Origin of the sequence: Acidovorax sp. (assembly GCF_046291265.1) — a bacterium.
Lineage (GTDB): Bacteria > Pseudomonadota > Gammaproteobacteria > Burkholderiales > Burkholderiaceae_C > Acidovorax.
The window spans coordinates 25,428-44,862 of the sequence record NZ_JBKBTV010000001.1 but is presented as its reverse complement, the minus strand read 5'-3'; the positions used below and the strand labels follow the sequence as shown (position 1 = coordinate 44,862).

At 65.0% G+C, this 19,435-nt stretch carries 16 protein-coding genes; 11 read left to right on the top strand and 5 right to left on the bottom strand.

Annotated features, from left to right (window positions below):
* The first annotated feature begins 158 nt into the window (after positions 1-158).
* The 6 genes from ACK41V_RS00200 (at position 159) to alkB (ending at position 7,682) form a co-directional block, all read left to right on the top strand.
* Complete coding sequence (locus ACK41V_RS00200; RefSeq protein ID WP_409776101.1) at positions 159-1,049, top strand: helix-turn-helix transcriptional regulator; 891 nt, start codon at positions 159-161, stop codon at positions 1,047-1,049.
* Positions 1,050-1,094: 45 nt separating this feature from the next.
* Positions 1,095-1,829, top strand: coding sequence for a hypothetical protein (locus ACK41V_RS00195; protein ID WP_409776098.1), 735 nt, complete (start codon positions 1,095-1,097; stop codon positions 1,827-1,829).
* An 84-nt stretch (positions 1,830-1,913) separates the two neighbouring features.
* Positions 1,914-4,739 (top strand): DEAD/DEAH box helicase, encoded by a 2,826-nt coding sequence (locus tag ACK41V_RS00190; RefSeq protein ID WP_409776096.1) that lies wholly within the window; start codon positions 1,914-1,916, stop codon positions 4,737-4,739.
* Between the two features lie 245 nt (positions 4,740-4,984).
* Complete coding sequence (ada, locus tag ACK41V_RS00185; protein WP_409776443.1) at positions 4,985-6,118, top strand: bifunctional DNA-binding transcriptional regulator/O6-methylguanine-DNA methyltransferase Ada; 1,134 nt, start codon at positions 4,985-4,987, stop codon at positions 6,116-6,118.
* Positions 6,115-6,870 (top strand): 2OG-Fe(II) oxygenase, encoded by a 756-nt coding sequence (locus ACK41V_RS00180; RefSeq protein ID WP_409776093.1) that lies wholly within the window; start codon positions 6,115-6,117, stop codon positions 6,868-6,870. Before ada ends, ACK41V_RS00180 begins: the two co-directional genes overlap by 4 nt.
* Positions 6,871-7,028: 158 nt before the next feature.
* Entirely contained in the window at positions 7,029-7,682 is a 654-nt protein-coding gene (alkB, locus tag ACK41V_RS00175; RefSeq protein WP_409776090.1) for a DNA oxidative demethylase AlkB, read from the top strand.
* Between the two features lie 167 nt (positions 7,683-7,849).
* Here the strand turns inward: alkB and ACK41V_RS00170 are convergent, their stop codons facing one another.
* Positions 7,850-8,233 (bottom strand): hypothetical protein, encoded by a 384-nt coding sequence (locus ACK41V_RS00170; RefSeq protein WP_409776087.1) that lies wholly within the window; start codon positions 8,231-8,233, stop codon positions 7,850-7,852.
* 194 nt (positions 8,234-8,427) lie between these two features.
* Between ACK41V_RS00170 and ACK41V_RS00165 the strand changes: the two genes are divergently transcribed.
* Positions 8,428-9,105 carry a response regulator transcription factor gene (locus ACK41V_RS00165; RefSeq protein ID WP_409776084.1) on the top strand — a complete coding sequence of 226 codons (678 nt, stop codon included), beginning with the start codon at positions 8,428-8,430 and terminating at the stop codon, positions 9,103-9,105.
* Positions 9,102-10,574 (top strand): sensor histidine kinase, encoded by a 1,473-nt coding sequence (locus tag ACK41V_RS00160; RefSeq protein WP_409776081.1) that lies wholly within the window; start codon positions 9,102-9,104, stop codon positions 10,572-10,574. The genes ACK41V_RS00165 and ACK41V_RS00160 overlap by 4 nt, the downstream gene beginning before the upstream one ends.
* Positions 10,575-10,582: 8 nt before the next feature.
* Here the strand turns inward: ACK41V_RS00160 and ACK41V_RS00155 are convergent, their stop codons facing one another.
* Positions 10,583-12,346 (bottom strand): DUF3592 domain-containing protein, encoded by a 1,764-nt coding sequence (locus tag ACK41V_RS00155; protein ID WP_409776078.1) that lies wholly within the window; start codon positions 12,344-12,346, stop codon positions 10,583-10,585.
* A gap of 112 nt (positions 12,347-12,458) precedes the next feature.
* Entirely contained in the window at positions 12,459-14,810 is a 2,352-nt protein-coding gene (locus tag ACK41V_RS00150) for a diguanylate cyclase (protein ID WP_409776075.1), read from the bottom strand.
* Positions 14,811-14,945: 135 nt separating this feature from the next.
* On the opposite strand from ACK41V_RS00150, the gene ACK41V_RS00145 reads away from it, so the two are divergent.
* From ACK41V_RS00145 to ACK41V_RS00135, 3 genes are all read left to right on the top strand, one after another.
* Positions 14,946-15,434: an EVE domain-containing protein gene (locus ACK41V_RS00145; protein WP_409776072.1), complete on the top strand. Its 489-nt coding sequence runs from the start codon at positions 14,946-14,948 to the stop codon at positions 15,432-15,434.
* Positions 15,435-15,572: 138 nt separating this feature from the next.
* Entirely contained in the window at positions 15,573-16,364 is a 792-nt protein-coding gene (locus tag ACK41V_RS00140; protein WP_409776069.1) for a hypothetical protein, read from the top strand.
* A 290-nt stretch (positions 16,365-16,654) separates the two neighbouring features.
* Positions 16,655-17,158 carry a flavodoxin family protein gene (locus ACK41V_RS00135; protein WP_409776066.1) on the top strand — a complete coding sequence of 168 codons (504 nt, stop codon included), beginning with the start codon at positions 16,655-16,657 and terminating at the stop codon, positions 17,156-17,158.
* 40 nt (positions 17,159-17,198) lie between these two features.
* Here ACK41V_RS00135 and ACK41V_RS00130 read toward each other — a convergent pair whose 3' ends face one another.
* Positions 17,199-18,527, bottom strand: a complete 1,329-nt coding sequence (locus ACK41V_RS00130) for a patatin-like phospholipase family protein (RefSeq protein WP_409776064.1) — start codon at positions 18,525-18,527, stop codon at positions 17,199-17,201.
* 162 nt (positions 18,528-18,689) lie between these two features.
* Positions 18,690-19,370, bottom strand: coding sequence for a GntR family transcriptional regulator (locus ACK41V_RS00125; protein ID WP_409776061.1), 681 nt, complete (start codon positions 19,368-19,370; stop codon positions 18,690-18,692).
* Between the last annotated feature and the right edge of the window lie 65 nt (positions 19,371-19,435).

Below are 19,435 nucleotides of genomic sequence, written 5' to 3'. Positions count from 1 at the left end.
AGGCAAGGCACCACAAAATTAGTTATGAAACTAGCGTAAATCCGGTTGCACCAGAGGCCTGTCATCCCAGAGGATGACAAGGCCATGAACCAGCGCTCCACCGCCCACCCCCTCGCTTGCCGCCACCGCTACCGGTACGGCGGCCCCCGGATTCACCCATGAGGCAATGGCTCCCCTCCGCTCGCCCCGCTTCCGGCCCGCAGTCCACCTCGGGCCCTGCGGGCCAGGCCTTGGCAGGCATGGTCCATCGGCTGGGCGAGCCCGGTTTTGCGCCGGGCCTGCTTGAAGACCTGGCGCCCGTGCTGCCCGCCGCGTCGTGGTCGGTGTACCGCACCGGCCAGCGCTGCAAACCCACGCTGTTCATGTCCGCCAGCCGGGGCGTGCCCGACACCACCCAAGACTGCTGGTGGGCGTACCTCTCGGGCCCGTACCGCAAGGACCGCACCTGGGGCCGGGCGTTTGACGACCACACCCCCATCGAACCCCTCACCCGCCTGTGCCACGTGACGGCGACCGAGGTCGAGGGCGAGCACCGCGCCCGCGTGTATGACGCGCATGGCGTGGCCGAGCGGGTCTCTGTGGTCGACTATGAAAGCGATGGCTCGGTGTTTGCGGTCAACTTCTACCGCCACCAGCACCAAAAGCCGTTTCGCGATGGCCAGATCGGTGACTTCGAGGCGGTTGCGCCCGTGTTGCTGGCGCTGGCCCGCAAACACATCCGCCTGGCGCGCCCGTTGGCCTGGCCGATGCACGACGGCGGACAGCAGGTGCTGCCCGCAGCCGACGACCGAGAGGCCGTTTTGCCCGCCCTGGCGGCCCTGCCCCAAGGCCTGCCCGCTCTGCGCGAACGCCTGCTGCGCCTGCACCACGACCTGACGGACCGTGAACTCGACGTGTGCGCCCGCGTGCTGCAAGGCATGACGCACGAAGGCATAGCCAGCGACCTGGGCCTGGGGGTGCCGACCGTCAAGACCTACCGCAACCGCGCCTTTGCGCGCATGGGCATTCACTTTCGCAACGAACTGTTTGCGAAGGTGCTGCGCGGGTAGGCTTCAGGGTTGCCATATCAAAAAAATGTTGGCTACCGAAACACCATGTCCAAGACAACCACTTCTACACCCACCCCCAAACCCTCCCGAATCGCCCCGCTGTGTATTGCGGCGCTGTCGGGCCTGACGATTGCATTGCCGGCCCACGCCGAAGCCCCCATGTCCACGGACGATGCCGGGACGCTTAGCCAAGGCACCATGAAACTCGAAACCGTGTTCAGCCGTGACCACAAAACCCACGGTGCGGCGCTGTTGTTCGGCGCCGGGGTTTGGCCCCAGCTGGAGATGGAAGTGTCACTGGCCAGAGCCAGAGACTCGCACCCCAGCCCGTCCACCACCTTGCAGGCACAGGGCCTGGGCGTGAAATGGGTGCCGTACCAGAACGAGCTGGGTTGGTCCCTGGGCGCACGGTGGGACCTGGGCAGATTGCAGGTGCGGGACCGGGTCACCCCCAGTCACTTCACCGAACGCGGCTACCACCTCACCGCCCTGGCCAGCTATCGGCGGGCCAACGATCAGGTGCTGCATCTGAACGCGGGCCACAAGACGGTTCATTCGCCGGGCGCCCGTCACCGCGCCGCCACTTGGGCTGCGGGCTACGAAGTGCCTTTGGCAGACGCCCTGCAGCTCACGATGGAAGTGGTGGGCGCACAAAGATCACGCCCCGACAAGGCGGTCGGCGTGCGCTACGCCATCAACGACCAGATCAAGGCCTCTGCTGCCATCGGCCGCGGCAACGGCCGGTCGTTTGGGCAAGTCGGCGCCGCCTGGGAGTTTTGAGGCGGGCCCTGGCCGATGGGTGGTCCGCAACCCCGCGAGGCACGCGCACCGGCGTTCGCGGCGCCACGGCACAATCTGCGGCCTATGCCCGCACCCGGTGACCGACCTTCAGAACCCCAGCCCCCCCGGTCCGACCGCGCAGCGCTGATCGCTGCATGGGTGCACGCCCTGCGCACGCGCGCCGATGCGTCCCGGCTCAAGGCACTGGCGCCCCTGACCGATGCCGAAGCCGCGCGCGTGATGGCTTTGCTGCGCGAAGAGACACCCCCACCCGACTCCGCCAAGCGCCCGGCAGCGGACACACCCGGCATCACCACCGGCCACTTTCGCCCGCGCATCACGCTGATGACCCTGGGCCGGGGCGATGGTCTGCTCGGTCTTAAACCGCAAGGCAAGATGGGCCCGCGCGGCGACAGCGTGACGCTGGCCCAGATCGACTGGACCTACCGCACCGACGATGGCGCCCACAACACCGTGGCTTGGCAAACGCCTGCGCCCACGTCCATCCTCAACTCCCGCCCGGCTCCGCTCCAAGACCTTTACGACACCGGTGGCCCCGTGGTGCGCATGCAGCGCGACCTGGCGGCCGAGTCCGACGCCATGGACCTGGTGTGGGACCTGGGCTTGCTGCCAGTGGACGCACGCTCGCTGCAGTGGCGCAACCGCGATGCCGCCGCCAGCCTGGGTCCGCTCTGGACCTTGGCGCAGGAGGCATTTTTTGGTGACTTCTGGGCCGAACAGGTGCCGCGTTTACAAGCCAAGGGCTGGAGCGTGGTGGTGCAGCCCGGCTTTGCGCACGAAAGCGTGCCGGTATCGCGCTGGAAGCTGCTGATTGCCCCGGACACAGGGGAATTGCTGGGCAAAGAGGTGGATGGGCCGCTTGGCCCCAAAGAGCGCCCCGTCCAAAAGCTGCAACTGCCTGAAAGAGAAGGCGCCTGGCTGCTCAGCCTGGGGATCGAGATCGACGGCGAAACGCTGGACCTGGCCCCCATGCTGGCCGACCTGCTGCGCCGCGACGCGCGCTGGCTCAACGCCCGGCAGATGGCGTGCATCGACGACATGGCCATCATCTCGCTGCGCGCCCCGGGTGGCAAGCGCATCGACGCACCCGCTGGGCCACTCAAGGCCATCGTGGGGGCTATGGTTGACCTGCTGACCGACCCGACCCGTAACCAGCGCAAGGACGGCGACCCGCTGCACCTGGGCGCGTGGGAGGCCCGCCGGATCGAAGCCCTGCGTGTCGGGCTGGTGTTGGCCCACCGCGTGGGCACGGTCAATGGCTGGAACAACGACTGGCAACTGCAGGGCGATCTGGGTCTGTCGCAACTCGCAAAGCGCCTGCGCACCATCGGCACGCCCCAGCCCGTGGCCGCACCGCAGGGCTTGCAGGTGCAACTGCGCCCCTACCAGCTCGAAGGCCTGGCCTGGCTGCAGTACCTGCGTGCCCAGGGCCTGGGCGGCATCCTGGCCGACGACATGGGCCTGGGGAAAACCGCGCAGGCCCTGGCCCATGTGCTGCTCGAAAAGGAGGCCGGTCGCCTGACCCGCCCCGCCTTGGTCGTGCTGCCCACCTCGCTGCTCTTCAACTGGCAGGCCGAGGCCGCGCGCATGGCCCCCGGCCTGCGGGTGCTGGCGCTGCACGGCGCCAGCCGGGGCCAGCGCTATCTGCAGATTGCCGACCACGATCTGGTGCTGACCACCTACCCGCTGCTGTGGCGCGACGTGGAGGCACTGGCCGCCGAGCCATTCCACCTGCTGATCCTGGACGAGGCCCAGATGGTGAAAAACGCGGGCAGCCGCAGCGCCCGCGCCTTGCGCAAGCTGCAGGCCCCGCACCTGCTGTGCCTGACGGGCACGCCGCTCGAAAACCACCTGGGCGAGCTGTGGGCGCAGTTCGACTTCTTGATGCCCGGTTTTCTGGGCGACGTGCGCAGCTTCAACGCCCGCTGGCGCAAACCCATCGAAGAAAACGGCGAAACCCTGCGCGCCCAGTTGCTGTCCCAGCGCGTGCGCCCCTTCATCCTGCGCCGCCGCAAGCAGGACGTGGCGACAGAACTGCCCCCACGCACCGAAGTCATTCAGCGCGTGCAATTGCAAGGCAAACAGCGCGAGCTGTACGAAGCCGTGCGCACCACGGCCGACAAGCATGTGCGCCGCGCGCTGGAGCGCCAAAGCTTCGAGGGCTCGCAGATCACCATCCTGGACGCACTGCTGAAACTGCGCCAGGTCTGCTGCGACCCGCGCCTCGTCAAAGGCACCACGAAAACAGCGCAAACGATGGAGCGCGCCAAGCTGGAGTTGCTGGCCGACATGCTGCCCGCGTTGGTCAATGAAGGCCGACGCGTGCTGGTGTTCTCGCAGTTCACCGAAATGCTGGGCCTGGCGGCCGAGCTGCTCGACACCTTGGCCCTGCCCTACCTCACCCTCACGGGCCAGACGCCGCCGCGCCAGCGCGGTGCGGTGGTGCGCCAGTTCCAGGCGCAGGACGAGACCAGCGCCTCCATCCTCCTCGTCAGCCTCAAGGCCGGCGGCCTGGGCCTGAATCTCACGGCCGCCGACACCGTGATCCACCTCGACCCGTGGTGGAACCCCGCCGTGGAAGAACAGGCCACCGCCCGTGCCCACCGCATCGGGCAGGACCAGCCGGTGTTTGTCTACAAACTGGTGGTGGAAGGCAGCATCGAAGAACGCATGCTGGAACTACAAGCCCGCAAGGCGGCACTGGCCCAGGGCGTGCTCGGCCACGACGCCGAGGGTGCCATCAAATTCAGTGAGGCCGACCTGCGCGCACTGCTGGCGCCACTCACCGAACCAGCCAACAACCCGCTGGGCATTCCGGGCGAAGACGCGCTGCGCTGGGGCGGCACAGGCAAACGGCGGCCTCGGCCGCTGCAGCCGCCCGAAGTTTGAGTGTTTTTGGCTTCTAGCGCTTATCTATCAAGCGCTAATAGCTATTAATTTAGTAGTGAACTGAGTCTGAGACCCTTGCCCCCGAAAAGCGCAGAATTCAAAAGCAAGCTTCGGAGTGCGCCCCACACCCTCCGTCCCTAGAGTGCATGGCATCGCAACCCCCTTGTGAGCCATGCACCATGAACCTGAACGCCATTCCCAGCAGCGCCAACGACCTGGCCCGCCCTTTCACCACCGTTGTTGCCATGCCCAACCGCGCCACACCGTCTGCAAAAGCCGCACAGGCCGCCACCACCCAGGCCGACCCACGCTGGGCAGCAGTGGCGGCGCGCAGTGCGGCGGCAGACGGCAGCTTCTGGTATTCGGTGCAGACCACGGGCGTGTACTGCCGCCCCAGTTGCGCGGCGCGCGCGCCCCGGCCCGAGAACGTGCGGTTTCATGCCAGCTGCGCAGAGGCGGAAGCCGCCGGATTTCGGCCCTGCCAGCGATGCAAGCCGCAGCAGCCCACAGCGCTGTCGCACCACACTGCCCTGGTTACCGAGGCCTGCCGCATCATCGAAGGCGCTGCGGCGGACGGCGTGCCCACCCTTGATGCACTGGCGGCACAAGTGGGCCTGAGCGCATCGCACCTGCACCGCGTCTTCAAGCAGGCCACGGGCCTCACGCCCAAGGCCTACGCGGCAGCCCAGCGCGCACATCGCCTGCGCAGTGCGCTCGGCAACGCGCCCACGGCCTCGGTGACGGACGCGATTTACAGCGCGGGCTACCAGTCCAGCAGCCGCTTTTACGAACAGTCGACCCAGGTGCTGGGCATGACGCCCAGCCGCTACCGCGCAGGCGGCGCGGCGCAAGACATCCGGTTTGCCATTGGCCAATGTTCGCTGGGCGCGATTCTGGTGGCGCAAAGCGACCGGGGCATCTGCGCGATCTTGCTGGGTGACGATGCCGACACCCTGGTGCGCGATCTGCAGGACCGGTTTGCGCAGGCGAACCTGATCGGCGGCGATGCCGCGTTTGAAACCTCGGTCGCACAGGTGGTGGCTTTTGTCGAGGCACCCGGCCTGGGGTTGAACCTGCCGCTGGACGTGCGCGGCACCGCGTTTCAGCAGCGGGTGTGGCAGGCGCTGCAAGCCATCCCTGCCGGGCAAACCGTCAGCTATGCCGAGGTGGCCCGGCGCATGGGCGCGCCCACCGCCGTGCGCGCCGTGGCGCAGGCCTGTGCGGCCAATGCGCTGGCGGTGGCCATCCCCTGCCACCGGGTGGTGAAAAGCGATGGCGCGCTGTCAGGCTACCGCTGGGGCGTGGAGCGCAAACGTGCGCTGCTCATGCGCGAATCCGTCGCAGACCTGGCGCCACAACCGGTGGAGAAAGCGGCATGAGTGCAGTCCCTCTGATGTCCCAACCTCCCCTGCAAACCACAGGCTGGGCGCAGCGCGCGGCGGCCATCGACTGGAGCGAAACCGCCGAGGCCCTGCGCCAGCAAGGCAATGCCGTTCTGCCGCAACTGCTCAGCACCACCGAATGCGCTGCGCTGGCCCAGCTGTACAGCGACGCGGATGGGAGCACCTTCCGCAGCCGCGTGGTCATGCAACGCCATGGCTTTGGACAGGGCGAATACCGCTACTTCAGCTACCCGCTGCCCAGCGTGGTAGCCGGGTTGCGTGAGGCGCTGTACCCCCACCTGGCCCCCATCGCCAACCAGTGGAACGCCGCCATGGGCATTGACGTGCGCTACCCCGCGCAGCATGCCGACTTCATCGCCCGCTGCCACGCCGCCGGCCAAGTTCGCCCCACCCCGTTGCTGCTGCAGTACGGCCCCGGCGACTACAACTGCTTGCACCAGGACCTGTACGGAGAGCACGTGTTTCCGCTGCAGGTCGCGGTGCTGCTGTCAGAGCCCGGGCGCGACTTCACGGGCGGTGAATTCGTGCTGACAGAACAGCGCCCCCGCATGCAGTCGCGGGCCGAGGTGGTGCCGCTGCAGCGCGGCGATGCCGTGGTGTTTGCCGTGCACCACCGTCCCGTGCAAGGTACGCGTGGGCCGTACCGCGTGCAGATGCGCCATGGCGTAAGCAGGCTGCGCAGCGGGCAGCGTCACACGCTGGGCGTGATCTTTCACGATGCTGAATAGGTGTTCACCCCCGGAGTCGCCTTCGGCGCCTTCACCCCTCTCTCGCTGCGCGGGAGGGGGACGCACCCGATGGCCTGGCAAAGCCAGTTCCACGGGTGCACTCGCTCAGATCGCGCCCACTGCCTCGACATGGGCGACCACGTTAGATGGATAGCGCCATGAACCTCGGTCTTTTTGATGACCTGCCTGTCACGCCCCAGCCGCCCGAGGTGCTGGAGCCTGGCGCCATGGTGTTGCGCGGCTTTGCGCGGGAAAAGGCGACGGACCTGCTGCAAGCGGTGCAGCAGATCACCGCCCCGGCGCCCTTCAGGCACCTCATCACCCCCGGCGGCCTGCGCATGTCGGTGGCCATGACCAACTGCGGTGCGCTGGGCTGGGTCAGCGACCGCAGCGGCTACCGTTACGACCCCATCGACCCCGACAGCGGCCAGCCCTGGCCAGCCATGCCGCCGCTGTTTCGTCAGCTGGCGCTCGACGCCGCTGCGGCAGCAGGCTTCCCCGGCTTTGCGCCCGATGCCTGCCTCATCAACTGCTACGCCCCCGGCACGCGGCTGTCGCTGCACCAGGACCGGGATGAGGGCAACTACGCGCACCCCATCGTGTCCGTGTCGCTGGGCATTCCGGCGGTCTTCCTGTGGGGTGGCGCCCAGCGGGCCGACAAGGCGCGGCGCATTGCGCTGATGCATGGCGACGTGGTGGTGTGGGGCGGCCCGGCTCGGTTGCGGTTTCATGGCGTGCTGCCGCTGCCCGAGGCCAACCACCCGCTGACGGGGGCGCACCGGATCAACCTCACGTTTCGCAAGGCGGGCTGACGGCGCGGACGCGCGGAGATCGATGCGCAGGCCGTTGGCCCCCGCGCATCAAAAACGAAGGACACAGCCACCAGAACCGTGTCCGATACCCCCAGCGAAAAAGCGATTTCTGCGCAGATTACTTGGTGGCAGAACCTGCCCCCTTCTTGCGCACCGGCTTCAATGCCTCATCGTTCGATCACATCGTTGTTGTTGCCATTGCGCGAGATGCGTGATTTGAAACCCACAGGCACATAGACAGTGTTGCCGCTACCGTCCAAATCGATGCGCTCCACTGTGGCGGTCTTGAGGACATAAATGCGGTTGTTAAGGCCCGCCACGCTCAGTCGCAGCACGGTGTTGCCCGCAGAGACCGTCACTTCGTTGCGCGCGCCCGTCACTTCCAGATCGTAGGGGCCGGTCTTATCGATGGTTTTGTCCATGCTGATGCCGTCCACGGTAACCACGTGCCCATCGTCCGAGCTGCCGCCGCAGGCCGACAGGGCTGACATGAACAGGGCGCACAGCAGATTGCGCGGCGTAAACAAGGTGATGGCGGTTTGCACGTTCATAGGGGCCCCGATAGTCAGAAATGAAGAAGCCCGTAGTCTGCAAAGACCTGCATGAAGCGCAGATGAAGTGCCTCCGTGCCGCTGCGCGCCAGATGAAGCTTTCATGAACACCTGCTTCGTTGGCCTCCACTGGGCGGCACAACCCGCTCCTAGAATCGCCGCCAGCATCCCCCACTTCACAACTCGACCGTCGCATGGCTAGCATCCTTCTCGTGGAAGACGATCTCCCCCTGGGCAACTCGCTGCAGCGCGTGCTCACCGTGGCGGGCCACCCTGTGGTGTGGCTGCGCACCTGCGCGGATGCACGCCGGTTTTTGCAAGAGCAGCCCTTTTCCCTGGTGCTGCTGGATATCGGTCTGCCCGACGAGACGGGGCTGGATTTGCTGGCCTGGCTGCGCGCACTGGGACAGACTACACCGGTGATGCTGCTCACCGCGCGCGACAGCGTGGGCGAACGCGTGCTGGGGTTGGACGCCGGGGCGGACGACTACCTGGGCAAGCCGTTTGCCATCGAAGAGCTGTTGTCGCGCGTCCGGGCGCTGCTGCGGCGCCACACGGGGCAGACCAGCAGCGTGTGGCAGATCGGCCCCATCTGCATCCACACCGCGCGGCGCAGGGTGCTGCTGCACGGGCAGGATGTGCACCTTTCCGCACGCGAGTACGACATTCTGCGTGCCCTGGCCGAAGAACCGGGACGCGTGCTCACCCGCGCACAGATAGAGGCCAGCTCCAGCCCGGCCGACACGCTGGACAGCAACGCCACCGACGTGCATGTTTACAAACTGCGGCGCAAGTTGGGCAACCACCTCATCAGCACCGTGCGCGGCGTGGGCTACGTCCTTGAGGCCCCGGCCACGGCCCCTGCACCATGAGCCCTGCCGCACCACACACTACCCTCCACGCCCCTCGCCCGCCCTCGCTGATCCGCCGCCTGATTGCCTGGCAGGCGCTGGCGCTGTTGGTGGCCTGGCTGGCCCTGGCCTCGGTGATGACCTGGGTGGCGCTGGAGCGCAGCCCCGAAGAGATCGACACCCGACTGCGCGACAGTGCCCGCATCCTGGCCGAAGCTGCCAGTGGGCCCGAGGCCACACTGCCCGCCCGCATGCAGACCGCGCAGGGGGCCTTGGCGCGCATCACCGACCGCGACGTGCTCGGCGTTGTCGGCCAAACCCACACCCAAGTATTGGACCCGCAGGGCCAGGTGCTGTACCGCAGCAGCGAAAACGTGCCCTGGCCGAAGACCGCCACGGAATCCGCCCCGACCTCGCCGGGCAACCCGCCCTGGCACGTGCACACTCAACCATCCAGCGACGGCAGCGTGACTGTGCAGGTGGCCGAGCCTGGCGCGGTACAGCTGGGGGCGCTGTTGCCGGTGTTGTGGCTGGTGCTCAAAAGCCAGCTCGGCGTGTTCCTGTGGCACGGGTTGGTGGTGTGGGTCACGGTACGCAGCGGGCTTGCGCCGCTGCGGCAATTGGCCCAACGCATCTCGCGCCGCCGCGCGGGCGACCTGGCGCCGGTACAGGTGGATCGGCTTTATGCCGAAACCGCGCCCGTGATCCAAGAGCTGAACGCCCTGCTCGCCCACGAAGCCCAGCGGCTGGAGGCCGAACGGCGCTTTCTGGCCGATGCGGCGCACGAACTGCGCACCCCCCTCGCCGCCATCAACGCCCAGGCCCACCAACTGCTGACCGAGCCCGACTCCGCCGCGCGGGCCGATGCCGCCCACGCGCTGCAACAAGGCATCACCCGCGCATCGCACCTGCTCACCCAGCTGCTGACCCTGGCCCGCGCCGACGCGGCCGCCCAGCCCGCCGCCCCTGCGGTGAACGACACGCTGGACGTAGCCGACCTGCTGCGCAACCGCGTGGCCCTGCTGGTGCCCCTTGCGCGGGCGAGACGTATCGAGCTGGGCCTGACGGCTCCCGAGCACTTGCCCGCCCGGCTGGACCGCGAAGGCCTGTGCTCCGTCATCGACAACCTGGTGGACAACGCGATCCGCTACGGCGTGGCGGGGGGCACCGTGGAAGTGACATTGGGCAGCGAGGGCACAACAACCGCTGGCCAAGTCCTGCTGCAGGTGCAGGACAACGGCCGGGGCATCGCCCCCGAACACCGCACCCGGGTGTGGGAGCGCTTCTACCGCATCCCCGGCACCAGCGAGCCTGGCACCGGCCTGGGCCTGGCCATCGTGCAGCGCGTAGTGCAGCGCATGGGCGGCACCCTGGGCTTCATCGACGGGCTGGGCGGACGCGGAGTGGGGTTGCGCTGCGTGCTGCCCCGCGATCCGCAGGCCGGTTCGCAGGCAAAGCCAAGCGCTGCGGCGGTGGAAGATTGGTACTAAAACGGGACCTACCGTCGATAGCCGCTTGCCGAAGCAATGGACGCCAGCAACTGATCGGCCGCCTCGCGCCCGCGCAGGCTGTCAGCGATGGCAATTTTTTTGCCGTTTTTCAGCTCCACCTGCACACGGCAGAAGGTCAGGTGGCGTGTGCCTGTCTGAGATGAATAACTCTCCTTGACGGCCAAACGCGCAATGTCACGGGCGGGCACGCGGTGCCAGGCCAGCTTGAGGCCCAGCAAGCGGCGCTCGGTCTGCAGGCCGTCGCGGTCCAGTTGCACGCGCAGGCTGTTGCACAGCGCATAAAAGCCCCACACCAGCATCGCGCCGCCCACGCCGCCGAACACCACTGGAAACAGCGCTGGCGCGCCCATGCGGCCCGCCATCACGCCAAAGCCGAGAAAGGCTCCGCCCATGCCCAGCCAAATCAGGTTCTGGCGCCACAGGCGTGCGTAGGGCAGATACAACCGCACGCCGCCAGGGATGGGCGTGAGGTCGCTCACTTCGTCTACCTGTGCGTCGCGCATCTGCTGCACCCGGGGGTGCTGCGCTGCGTCTGCCGCCAAGGTGTCGGACGTTTCACCCGTGGCGTACACCGGTACATCAAAGGTGCGCGCAAACGGCAGGGCCGGGTCGGCGCTTTCAATGTGCACGCGCCATGCGTGGTACTCGGTGTCTACCTCTTGGGACTGCGGCAGGCCGCTGGGCACGTTGAACCGAAAGCTCAGCTCCACGCCCTGCGCATGCGGCGCCACCTGCGCCACGCCATCGGTCTGCCACACCACGTTTTCACGCGACTCGGAGCCGCTTTTGCCAGCAGACCGCGTTTGGTAGTGCAACACGCAGCTCAGTGTCACGGCAAAGTGCAACCCGGCCTGGTAGGGCACGCCCAACGGCATCGAGGCGCCAAAGTGCCCGCCAATGGAGCCAGGAAAAGGGTCCAGCTGCAGGTGCACCTCGCCATAGCGCCGCGCATCCAGCGTGGCGCGCACGGCCCACACCAGCAGGCCCACGCCCACCAGCACAAACAGCGACACCGCGCCCAGGGCCGCGTAATTTTCGGTGCGCAGCATCTTGGGCCCACCACCGATGGCCGCGGGCAGCGCCAGCAGGTTCCACACCGTGGCAAAACCCCAGGCCACCCACACCTCCAGGCGCTTGTGCGACCGGATCTGGTTGTGTACCCACTCCGGCCGCGCCAGCCAGGGCTCTGCGCCGGTTTCGGGGCGCCGCGCAGCGTCCTTTTTGCGCGCGTGCCACACATAGGCCAGCAGGCCCACCCCCACCCCCCCCAACCCCAGCCCCAACACCAACCAAACCCCCAGGCCCCAGCGCAGGCTGCGGTCAATCACCGAATCCGACACATCCGAGGGGTTGACCCAGGCATGCACCGTCTTCCCCTCGCGCAGCGCGCGCTCCAGCCGCGTGCCTAGCTGCTGATTGAAATCGCCGATGTTGTCCGCGCCTTCGTTGATCGCCACCCGGCTGCCATGCACCTCCTGCCCCGCCACCTGAAACCGGTAGCTGGCCGTCACGCGGTAGGTGTTGGAGTTTTTGCTGCGGCTGGTGTGCAGCTTGGCCGACACCAGTGTGGCGTCCACGGGCTGCCAGGACTGCATGCGTGTCCAGTCGTACAGCGTGGGCAGCACGGCCAGCAGCAACGCGCCGATGCCGACACCGGCAAACGGCAGCGCAAACAGGGCAAGCACCCAGGTGCCTGCAGACCGTTTGCCGGTTTTCTTGCCTGGCTCAGCGCTGGCATCCGCTGTTGGCACGTGATTGCTTCTGTGGTTTTCCATCTGCTCTTACCGTTGCGCAGGTTTTCCCACGTCAACGCCCTCCTCTCTGATTCATTTTCAATGCACGGACGGTATACAAGCCGGCCTTTCAGCCGGGTTCATCGGAGGCGCCTGGCATCAGCACCAGATGAAACCGGTCCCGGCCCGATGCCTTGGCCACATACAAAGCGGCGTCCGCTTTTTCGAGCAGCGCTTTGGCGTCGGCGTCGTCTTTGGCAACGCCGGTCAAAACGCCGATGCTGGTGGTCACCCTCAGACTCAAAGTCTCGTCAAAACGCGCAGAACGGATGAGATCCACGATTTTTTCTGCCACCCCAACGGCAGCGTTGCGATCCGCAAGGTGCTCCATCACGATCACAAACTCATCGCCGCCCAGCCGGTACACAGAATCCGTCACGCGAACCGTTTTCTTCAGGCGGTCTGCAAACTCGATCAGAACGCCGTCTCCCACACCGTGGCCGTATTCATCATTGATTTGTTTGAAAAAGTCCACGTCCAGAAACATGATGGCCATGGCCACCCCGGTTCTCTGCGACCGCGCTATGGCCATGGGCAGGGCTTCTTGCAGTGCCGTTCGGTTGGGGAGCCGGGTCAAACCATCCTGCCGCGCCAGCTGCTCCAGCTTTTTTTCTATCGCCTTCGACTCAGTGACATCCAGGGTCAAAGAAAAAACACCCCGAACACTATTATCTTGATCCATGTCGGGCACATAAATCGTTCGCGTAAATCTCTGTTCGCCCTGAAAATTTAATTCTGCATCAAACTCCACACGGTTACCTGCCATGGCAGATTCAATCATCGGCGCCCTGTAAGAGTATCGGTCCGCCCCAATCACATTTTTTAAATGGGTCCCTATTATTTTCTCTGGCTGCACGCCTAACCAGGCACCCACAGTCGCATTGGCAAAGGCGATTCGATGGTTGCTGTCAAAATAGCTGATCAACGCAGGGGTATTATCAGTAATCGTTCGCAGAAAGCGTTGGCTGGTTTCCTGTTTATGCAGTGCGGCGGTGAGTGCGGTGGTATCAAAACTCATCGCAAAGACACCTTGGACTTTGCCATCCGGCCCGATGTCGGGAATATAGTGGGCCTGGTAAGTTTTTTTAACCTCTCCACGCATGGTGCTGCCCAGCCTTTCCACCACCACACTTTCGCCCGCCAAAGCCTTTGCCAGATGGGGCGCCACCTGCGCAAACAATTCACCACCCCGCACGGACTGCACGCTGCGCCCAATCAAATCGCCGCTGTCTGGGTACACATCCCGCACACGGGCGTTGATAAATGTGTAGCAATATTGGGGGTCCACATGCGAAACCAGCGCCGGTATGTTGTCGATGATGGTGCGTATTTGCAGCTCAGTGGCTTTTTGCTTGCGCATCAACTCGTCAAAGGTCTTGGCAAGCGCTCCAATTTCATCCGGGCGGTAAACGAGTGGGTTCAGATCTTTGGTTGCATCAATGTTTCGCATGCGCTCGTGCAGCGCACTGAGCGGCTGCAGTTGCCGCCGTATGACTGCCGCCGCCAACAGGCCCGCAATGACAGATAAAAGCAATGCGCCCCACCAGGCATTCTTTTCAATGGCATTCACAGGGGCGAACGCCTCCGATGCGGGAAAAAATGCGCCCAAAATCCAATCAGTCTCTTGGGTTCTTTTAAAGGCATACAGCCCCAAAACCCCTGCTCTTGTTGCCCCTGTGGTGGTGCCTTCATACCCTGCAATGGCCCGTGCAGTGACCACATTCGCACCGCCCTGCGCGTCTACATGCTGAAGGATTCTGGATTTATCCGGTAAATCAATAATAATTCCACGCGAATTCAAAATAAACAAATACCCTGTTTTTCCAAACTGCACCCCCTGCAAACCATCCAGAAAGCGTTGATCCTTCAAGTTGATGGCCCCATAAAGAAGGTAGCGCAATGACCCATCTTTATTCCACACCGGCTCCGTCATTGTGACTTGTGGCAAACCGCTGAATCTATTTTTATAGGGCTGTGAAATTAGCCCTTGACCCAGCCTCACCGATTCGGTGAAATATTCACGATCTGCCACATTGACTGCGCCAAATACCACAGCACCACTCAGATTGGCGACCACATTGCCCGCCGGATCAATAATCGACACATTGTCGAATAAATCTTTCAGAGACTGGAATTTTTCAATGTATTCCTGCAACTGCGTTGGCACGCCAGGCGGTGCGGACTCAAAACTGTCTGACAGCGTCTTGAGGAGGGTGCGGCGGCTTTGAAACTTGAGGTCAATAGCGTCCGATATGGCGGACAACCGTTGAAACAAGTCGTCCGTAATGGATTTTTCAAGCTGCTGCCGAACGTGGTGAAGCGCAATGGTGGCAATGGCAAAGGTTGCCAGCAGAACGACGGCAGCAACGCCCCAGCTCAGGCGCATCTTGAGGGTCGGGCGCGACTTCAAGTGAAATGACATAAGAAAAAAACGGCCCTCCACCGCAGGTACGACTCAGAAACTCCACAACCACAGAGGTGTACTACTGCAGGGCCTCCCTATCGGCTAGTGCTAACCCCAAAACGGCCGTTTCTCCGTCTTTGCCAGAATGCCGCCATGTCCATACCCGCCTCCCCCACACCCCGCTACTGGCTGATGAAGTCCGAGCCCGACGAATGCTCCATCGACGACACGCTGGCTGCGCCCAACGCCACGGTGCCCTGGACGGGTGTACGCAATTACCAGGCCCGCAACTTCATGCGCGACGACATGCAGGTGGGCGATGGCGTGTTGTTCTATCACTCCAGTTGCCCTGCGCCGGGCATTGCAGGTTTAGCCCGCGTGGCCAGCGGCACACGCGCTGACCCCACGCAATTTGACCCGAAGTCGCCGTATCACGACCCCAAATCACCGCCGGACGCGCCCCGCTGGCTGCTGCTGGACGTGCAGGCCGTGCGCAAGACGCGGCTGATGCCGCTGGCTGAATTGCGGGAGCGGCCCGAACTGGCGGACCTGCGCGTGCTGCAAAAAGGCAGCCGACTGTCCATCACGCCGGTGGACGCCGCGCATTGGGATCGCATCGTGGCTTTGCTGGACGGGGGTTGAGGCACTGCCCGGCGGCTGCCGTGCGCGGGCCACCGCGCGGCGTGCGCCTACCGCGGCCCGCGCGCCCCCCACCTATGATGACCCGCTGACCTCAACGCCCCAGGCGCCGCCCCGCGCCTCCTCTTCTCCCTCCTACCTATGCGCAACATCCTCGACTTAAGCTCCTGGCCCGCCTTGCTCTCCACGGTGATGGGGCTGTTGGTTGCAACCCTTGTCATGGTGGGCGTGCGGCTGGTGTTCATGCAGACCATGCAGCGCCGCCGGGAGCGCGAAAACCGACAGATCAACGAACGCCTGAAGACACTGATTGCGGCCTACAAAACACTGGGCGGGTCGTTCACCGGGCAACTGCAGGTCAGCCCCACACACATGCGGGAGTTGCGCGTTGCGGCCCAGCGCACGGCGCCGGGGCTGGATGTGACACCGGCCAGCGCTGCAGACGCTATCGACCCTGGCGATGCCATGGATGTGGACCCGGACACCCCCTTCTCCATCCCCAACAGCTCAGACCGCCAGCGCCGCATCCGTGACGCGGTGGAGGCCGCGCTGTCGGACGTGATCTTGCTGGGCACCGAAGAGCAGGTGCAACTGGCCGCCACGGCCGCCAACGAAATGGTGGCCGGGCGCAGCGTAGAAGTGGCGCAGCTGGTGGTGTCCCTGCGCCAGTTCATCCGCGCGGCGCTGGACCTGGAGCCCATTGCCACCAGCGTGGCGATTCCCAACCAGGGCCCTTTGCGGCCCGGCGGCAGCAGCGGTGGCGCGGCGGGCAAACGGGCTGGCGCCGCGGAGCGAGGTGCAGGTGCTGCAGGTGGGCGCGCGGGTGGGGGTGGAGGTGGCGGCATGGGTGCCATGGCCCTGGGCGCTGGGGTCGGAGTGGGTGCGGGCGCAGACCGTGTGGGTGGGGAGACACCCGGGAATGGACCTCCGTAAACGCGCCGAGGGCCTTGTGCACAGTCCGCGCAACCAGAATGGGGGCCGTCCAAATTTTTAGTCTTTTTGCCTGATGAGGCACCAGCCTCAGATAGACCGTTCGCCCTGAGCCTGTCGAGCGGTCGTTCGCAAAAAGCGCCTTGGCTTCGACAAGCTCAGCCCGAACGGTTTGGGGTAAATCCAAGGCGTGCAAATAATCAGGTGTTTTTGGCCTCTAGCGCTTATTGGTAAAGCGCTAGTAGCTATCAAAATCAAAGCAAACCCACCGCCCATCGGTTTCCTTCGTTCCCATGACCGCCACCAAAACCCTGCTGATCGTCTACCACTCCATGACCGGCGGCACCCGGCAGATGGCCGAGTCGGCGTGCGTCGGGGCCACTGCCGCTGAACCGGATTTGACCGTGCGCCTGCTGCACGCACCCCAGGCGCACGCTGCCGATGTGCTGGCGGCAGACGGCTACCTTTTTGCCACCCCCGAGAACCTGGCCGCCATCAGCGGGCTGATGAAAGACTTTTTTGACCGCAGCTACTACGGCGTGCTCGATCAGGTCAACGGTCGCCCGTACGCCAGCCTGGTCTGCGCGGGCAGTGACGGGCAGAACGCTGCGCGGCAGATCGCACGCATTGCCACCGGATGGCGCCTTAAACCCGTGGCCGAGCCTTTGATTGTTTGCACGCATGCACAGACACCCGAGGCCATTGGGGCGACCAAACACCTCAGTGAAGCGGACCTGCAGCGATGCCAGGACTTGGGCGCTGCGCTGGCCACCGGGCTGGCAATGGGTGTGTACTGAACCGGGTTCGCTGAAACACCATCGAGGCACAACCCCGGGCCTACTTGTCTGGCCACGCCTGCGCGTAGGCGCCCACCAGGTGCTGGCGGGTTTCCTTGTATTTGTTCCAGTCAAACCCCGCCAGAAACGCCCGCGCGGTTTCGGCGCCGCGTGTGAACAGGTCCAGCTTGCCCGGGTCGTTCATCTCAAAGTCGAGCCAGTCGTGGTCGGCGGTGTCGATGTAGGCCACCAGTTGTTTGAAATCTGGGTTCTTGCGCAGGAACTCGTAGTCCAGGCAATGGCGGGATGAGTTGAAGGTCTGGGTCACCAGCTTGGTCAGCTTGGTGATGGTGTGGCTGCGGTCGTCCCACTGCAACTTGACGCCCAGCGTGGGCCGCGTGGGCACCTTGCGGGTGTTGTGAAACGCGTCAATCGGAAAGTTGGACAGCACCCCGCCGTCGATAAAACACGCCTCGGGCGGCGGAAAAGCTGGCACGCGCGCGGGGTCCATGTCGCGGTTGTCCATACCCGCCAGCTCGCACCACAGCTTGCGGTGCGCGTCGTCCCGAATTTTGAGTGGCACCCGGTAGGGCTGGAAGAACACGGGGATGGACATGGAGCAGCGTGCGTAGTCCGCCGGGTTTACCGCACCAGCGTCGTCCCAGTACAGCGCGGCCATGCGGGGCAGTTCGACCTTGGTCTCGGTGGCAATGTCGGCGGTGACGATGCACAGGTAGTCCTTGGTGGGGTCGAGCGCCGGCAATGTGGGCTGGCCATCCAGCTGCGAGGCGGCGTGGAGACTGCCGGGGCGCAGGTGCCAGCCCAGGGGCGTGGCCGCCATGCGCTGGCGCAGTGCGCGGGTGGTGCGGATGCCGCTTTGGGCCAGCACGTCGATCAGCCAGGCATGAAAACGCTCGCCCCGGTTCAGGCCCTGCATCTCGTCCAGGTTGTCCAGGATCTGCATCGCCTTCCACAGCCCCTTGGCCAGGCCGGGACGCTGCAGCATCGTGTTGATGAAGTCACGGGCGTCGTCGTCGCGTTCGTCCTTGCCGTCCATGAAGCTGGCCATGGGGATGTTGGCCACCACCTCCAACAACCGGTCGGCCTTGGCTGCACTGGGCTCGTCCAGCGCCGCCAGCACCAGCGCGGTGATCGACCCTGCGGACGCGCCGCCCAACGCTGCAAAACGCAACCCGGCTTGCTCCAGCAGATAGATATAGCCCGCCAGGGCAATGCCCAACACACCGCCGCCTTCCATCACCAGGTCCACGTACTGGCGGCCTGCGGCGTCCAGGGTGTCGCTGTAGTGCTTGTGGTCCAGCTTGTTGGCTTTCATCCGGGCGACCACCGGGGCCGCTGCTGCATGGAAATCTGCGGCTTTCAGTGCCATGTCGTCCTCCCAATGCGTATAGGGTGCCTTCATCTGCGCGGCCAACCGGCACGGATGCTGCAGCACAAGCCAGGCCAATGCAAATGATGAATGGCGCGCAAGCGTGGCCGCGCCATGGCGGCGGCTGCCTGCTCTGCAGCCCGCAGAACCGTCAGGAAGCCCTCAATCCGCCTGCAGCAACGGCGACCGCAGAATGATCTGTGCCGTGGCAAACAGGTGCTGCTCCAGCGCAGCAAACGCGCTGGCCTGATCTTTGCGCAGCACGGCATCCATGATCTGGCGGTGCTCGTCGCGCACATCGCGTTCGTCGGTGCTCAGCGGCACCGACAGGCGGCGGTAACGCTCGCTTTGCTCATACAGCATGTGGCGCATGCGCAGCAGCCACTGGTTGGGGCAGGCGCTGACCAGCGCTTCGTGGAACTCGCCGTGGGCGTCGTTCCAGGGTTTGGCCGAGCGCGCTTCGATGTCCGAGGTTTGCGACTGCAGCCGCTCCATGCGGTGGGCGGCCGCCACGATGCGCGTCTCCCATTCCACATCGCCGTGCCGCATGGCCTGGCCCAGGCACAGGCATTCCATTTCGACCCGGGCGCGCGTCAGGTCCAGCAGTTCGTCTTTGCTGACTGGCGCCACGCGGTAGCCGCGGTGCGACTCGCCAATCACCATGCCCTCGGCCCCCAGGCGGGACAGTGCCTCGCGCACGGCACCCAGGCTCAGCTCAAACCGCTCTTCCAGGGACTTGATGTTCAGTTTGGCGCCCGGCGGCAACCGGCCGTCCAGGATTTCGGTGCGGATCAGGTCGCAGGCAGTTTCGGCCTGGGTGCGCTTGGGGAGGGTGGTCAGCATGGCATCTGGATTTTATGCGGGAATGTACCAAGACAAGAATAATAGATTATTTGATCAAATATATA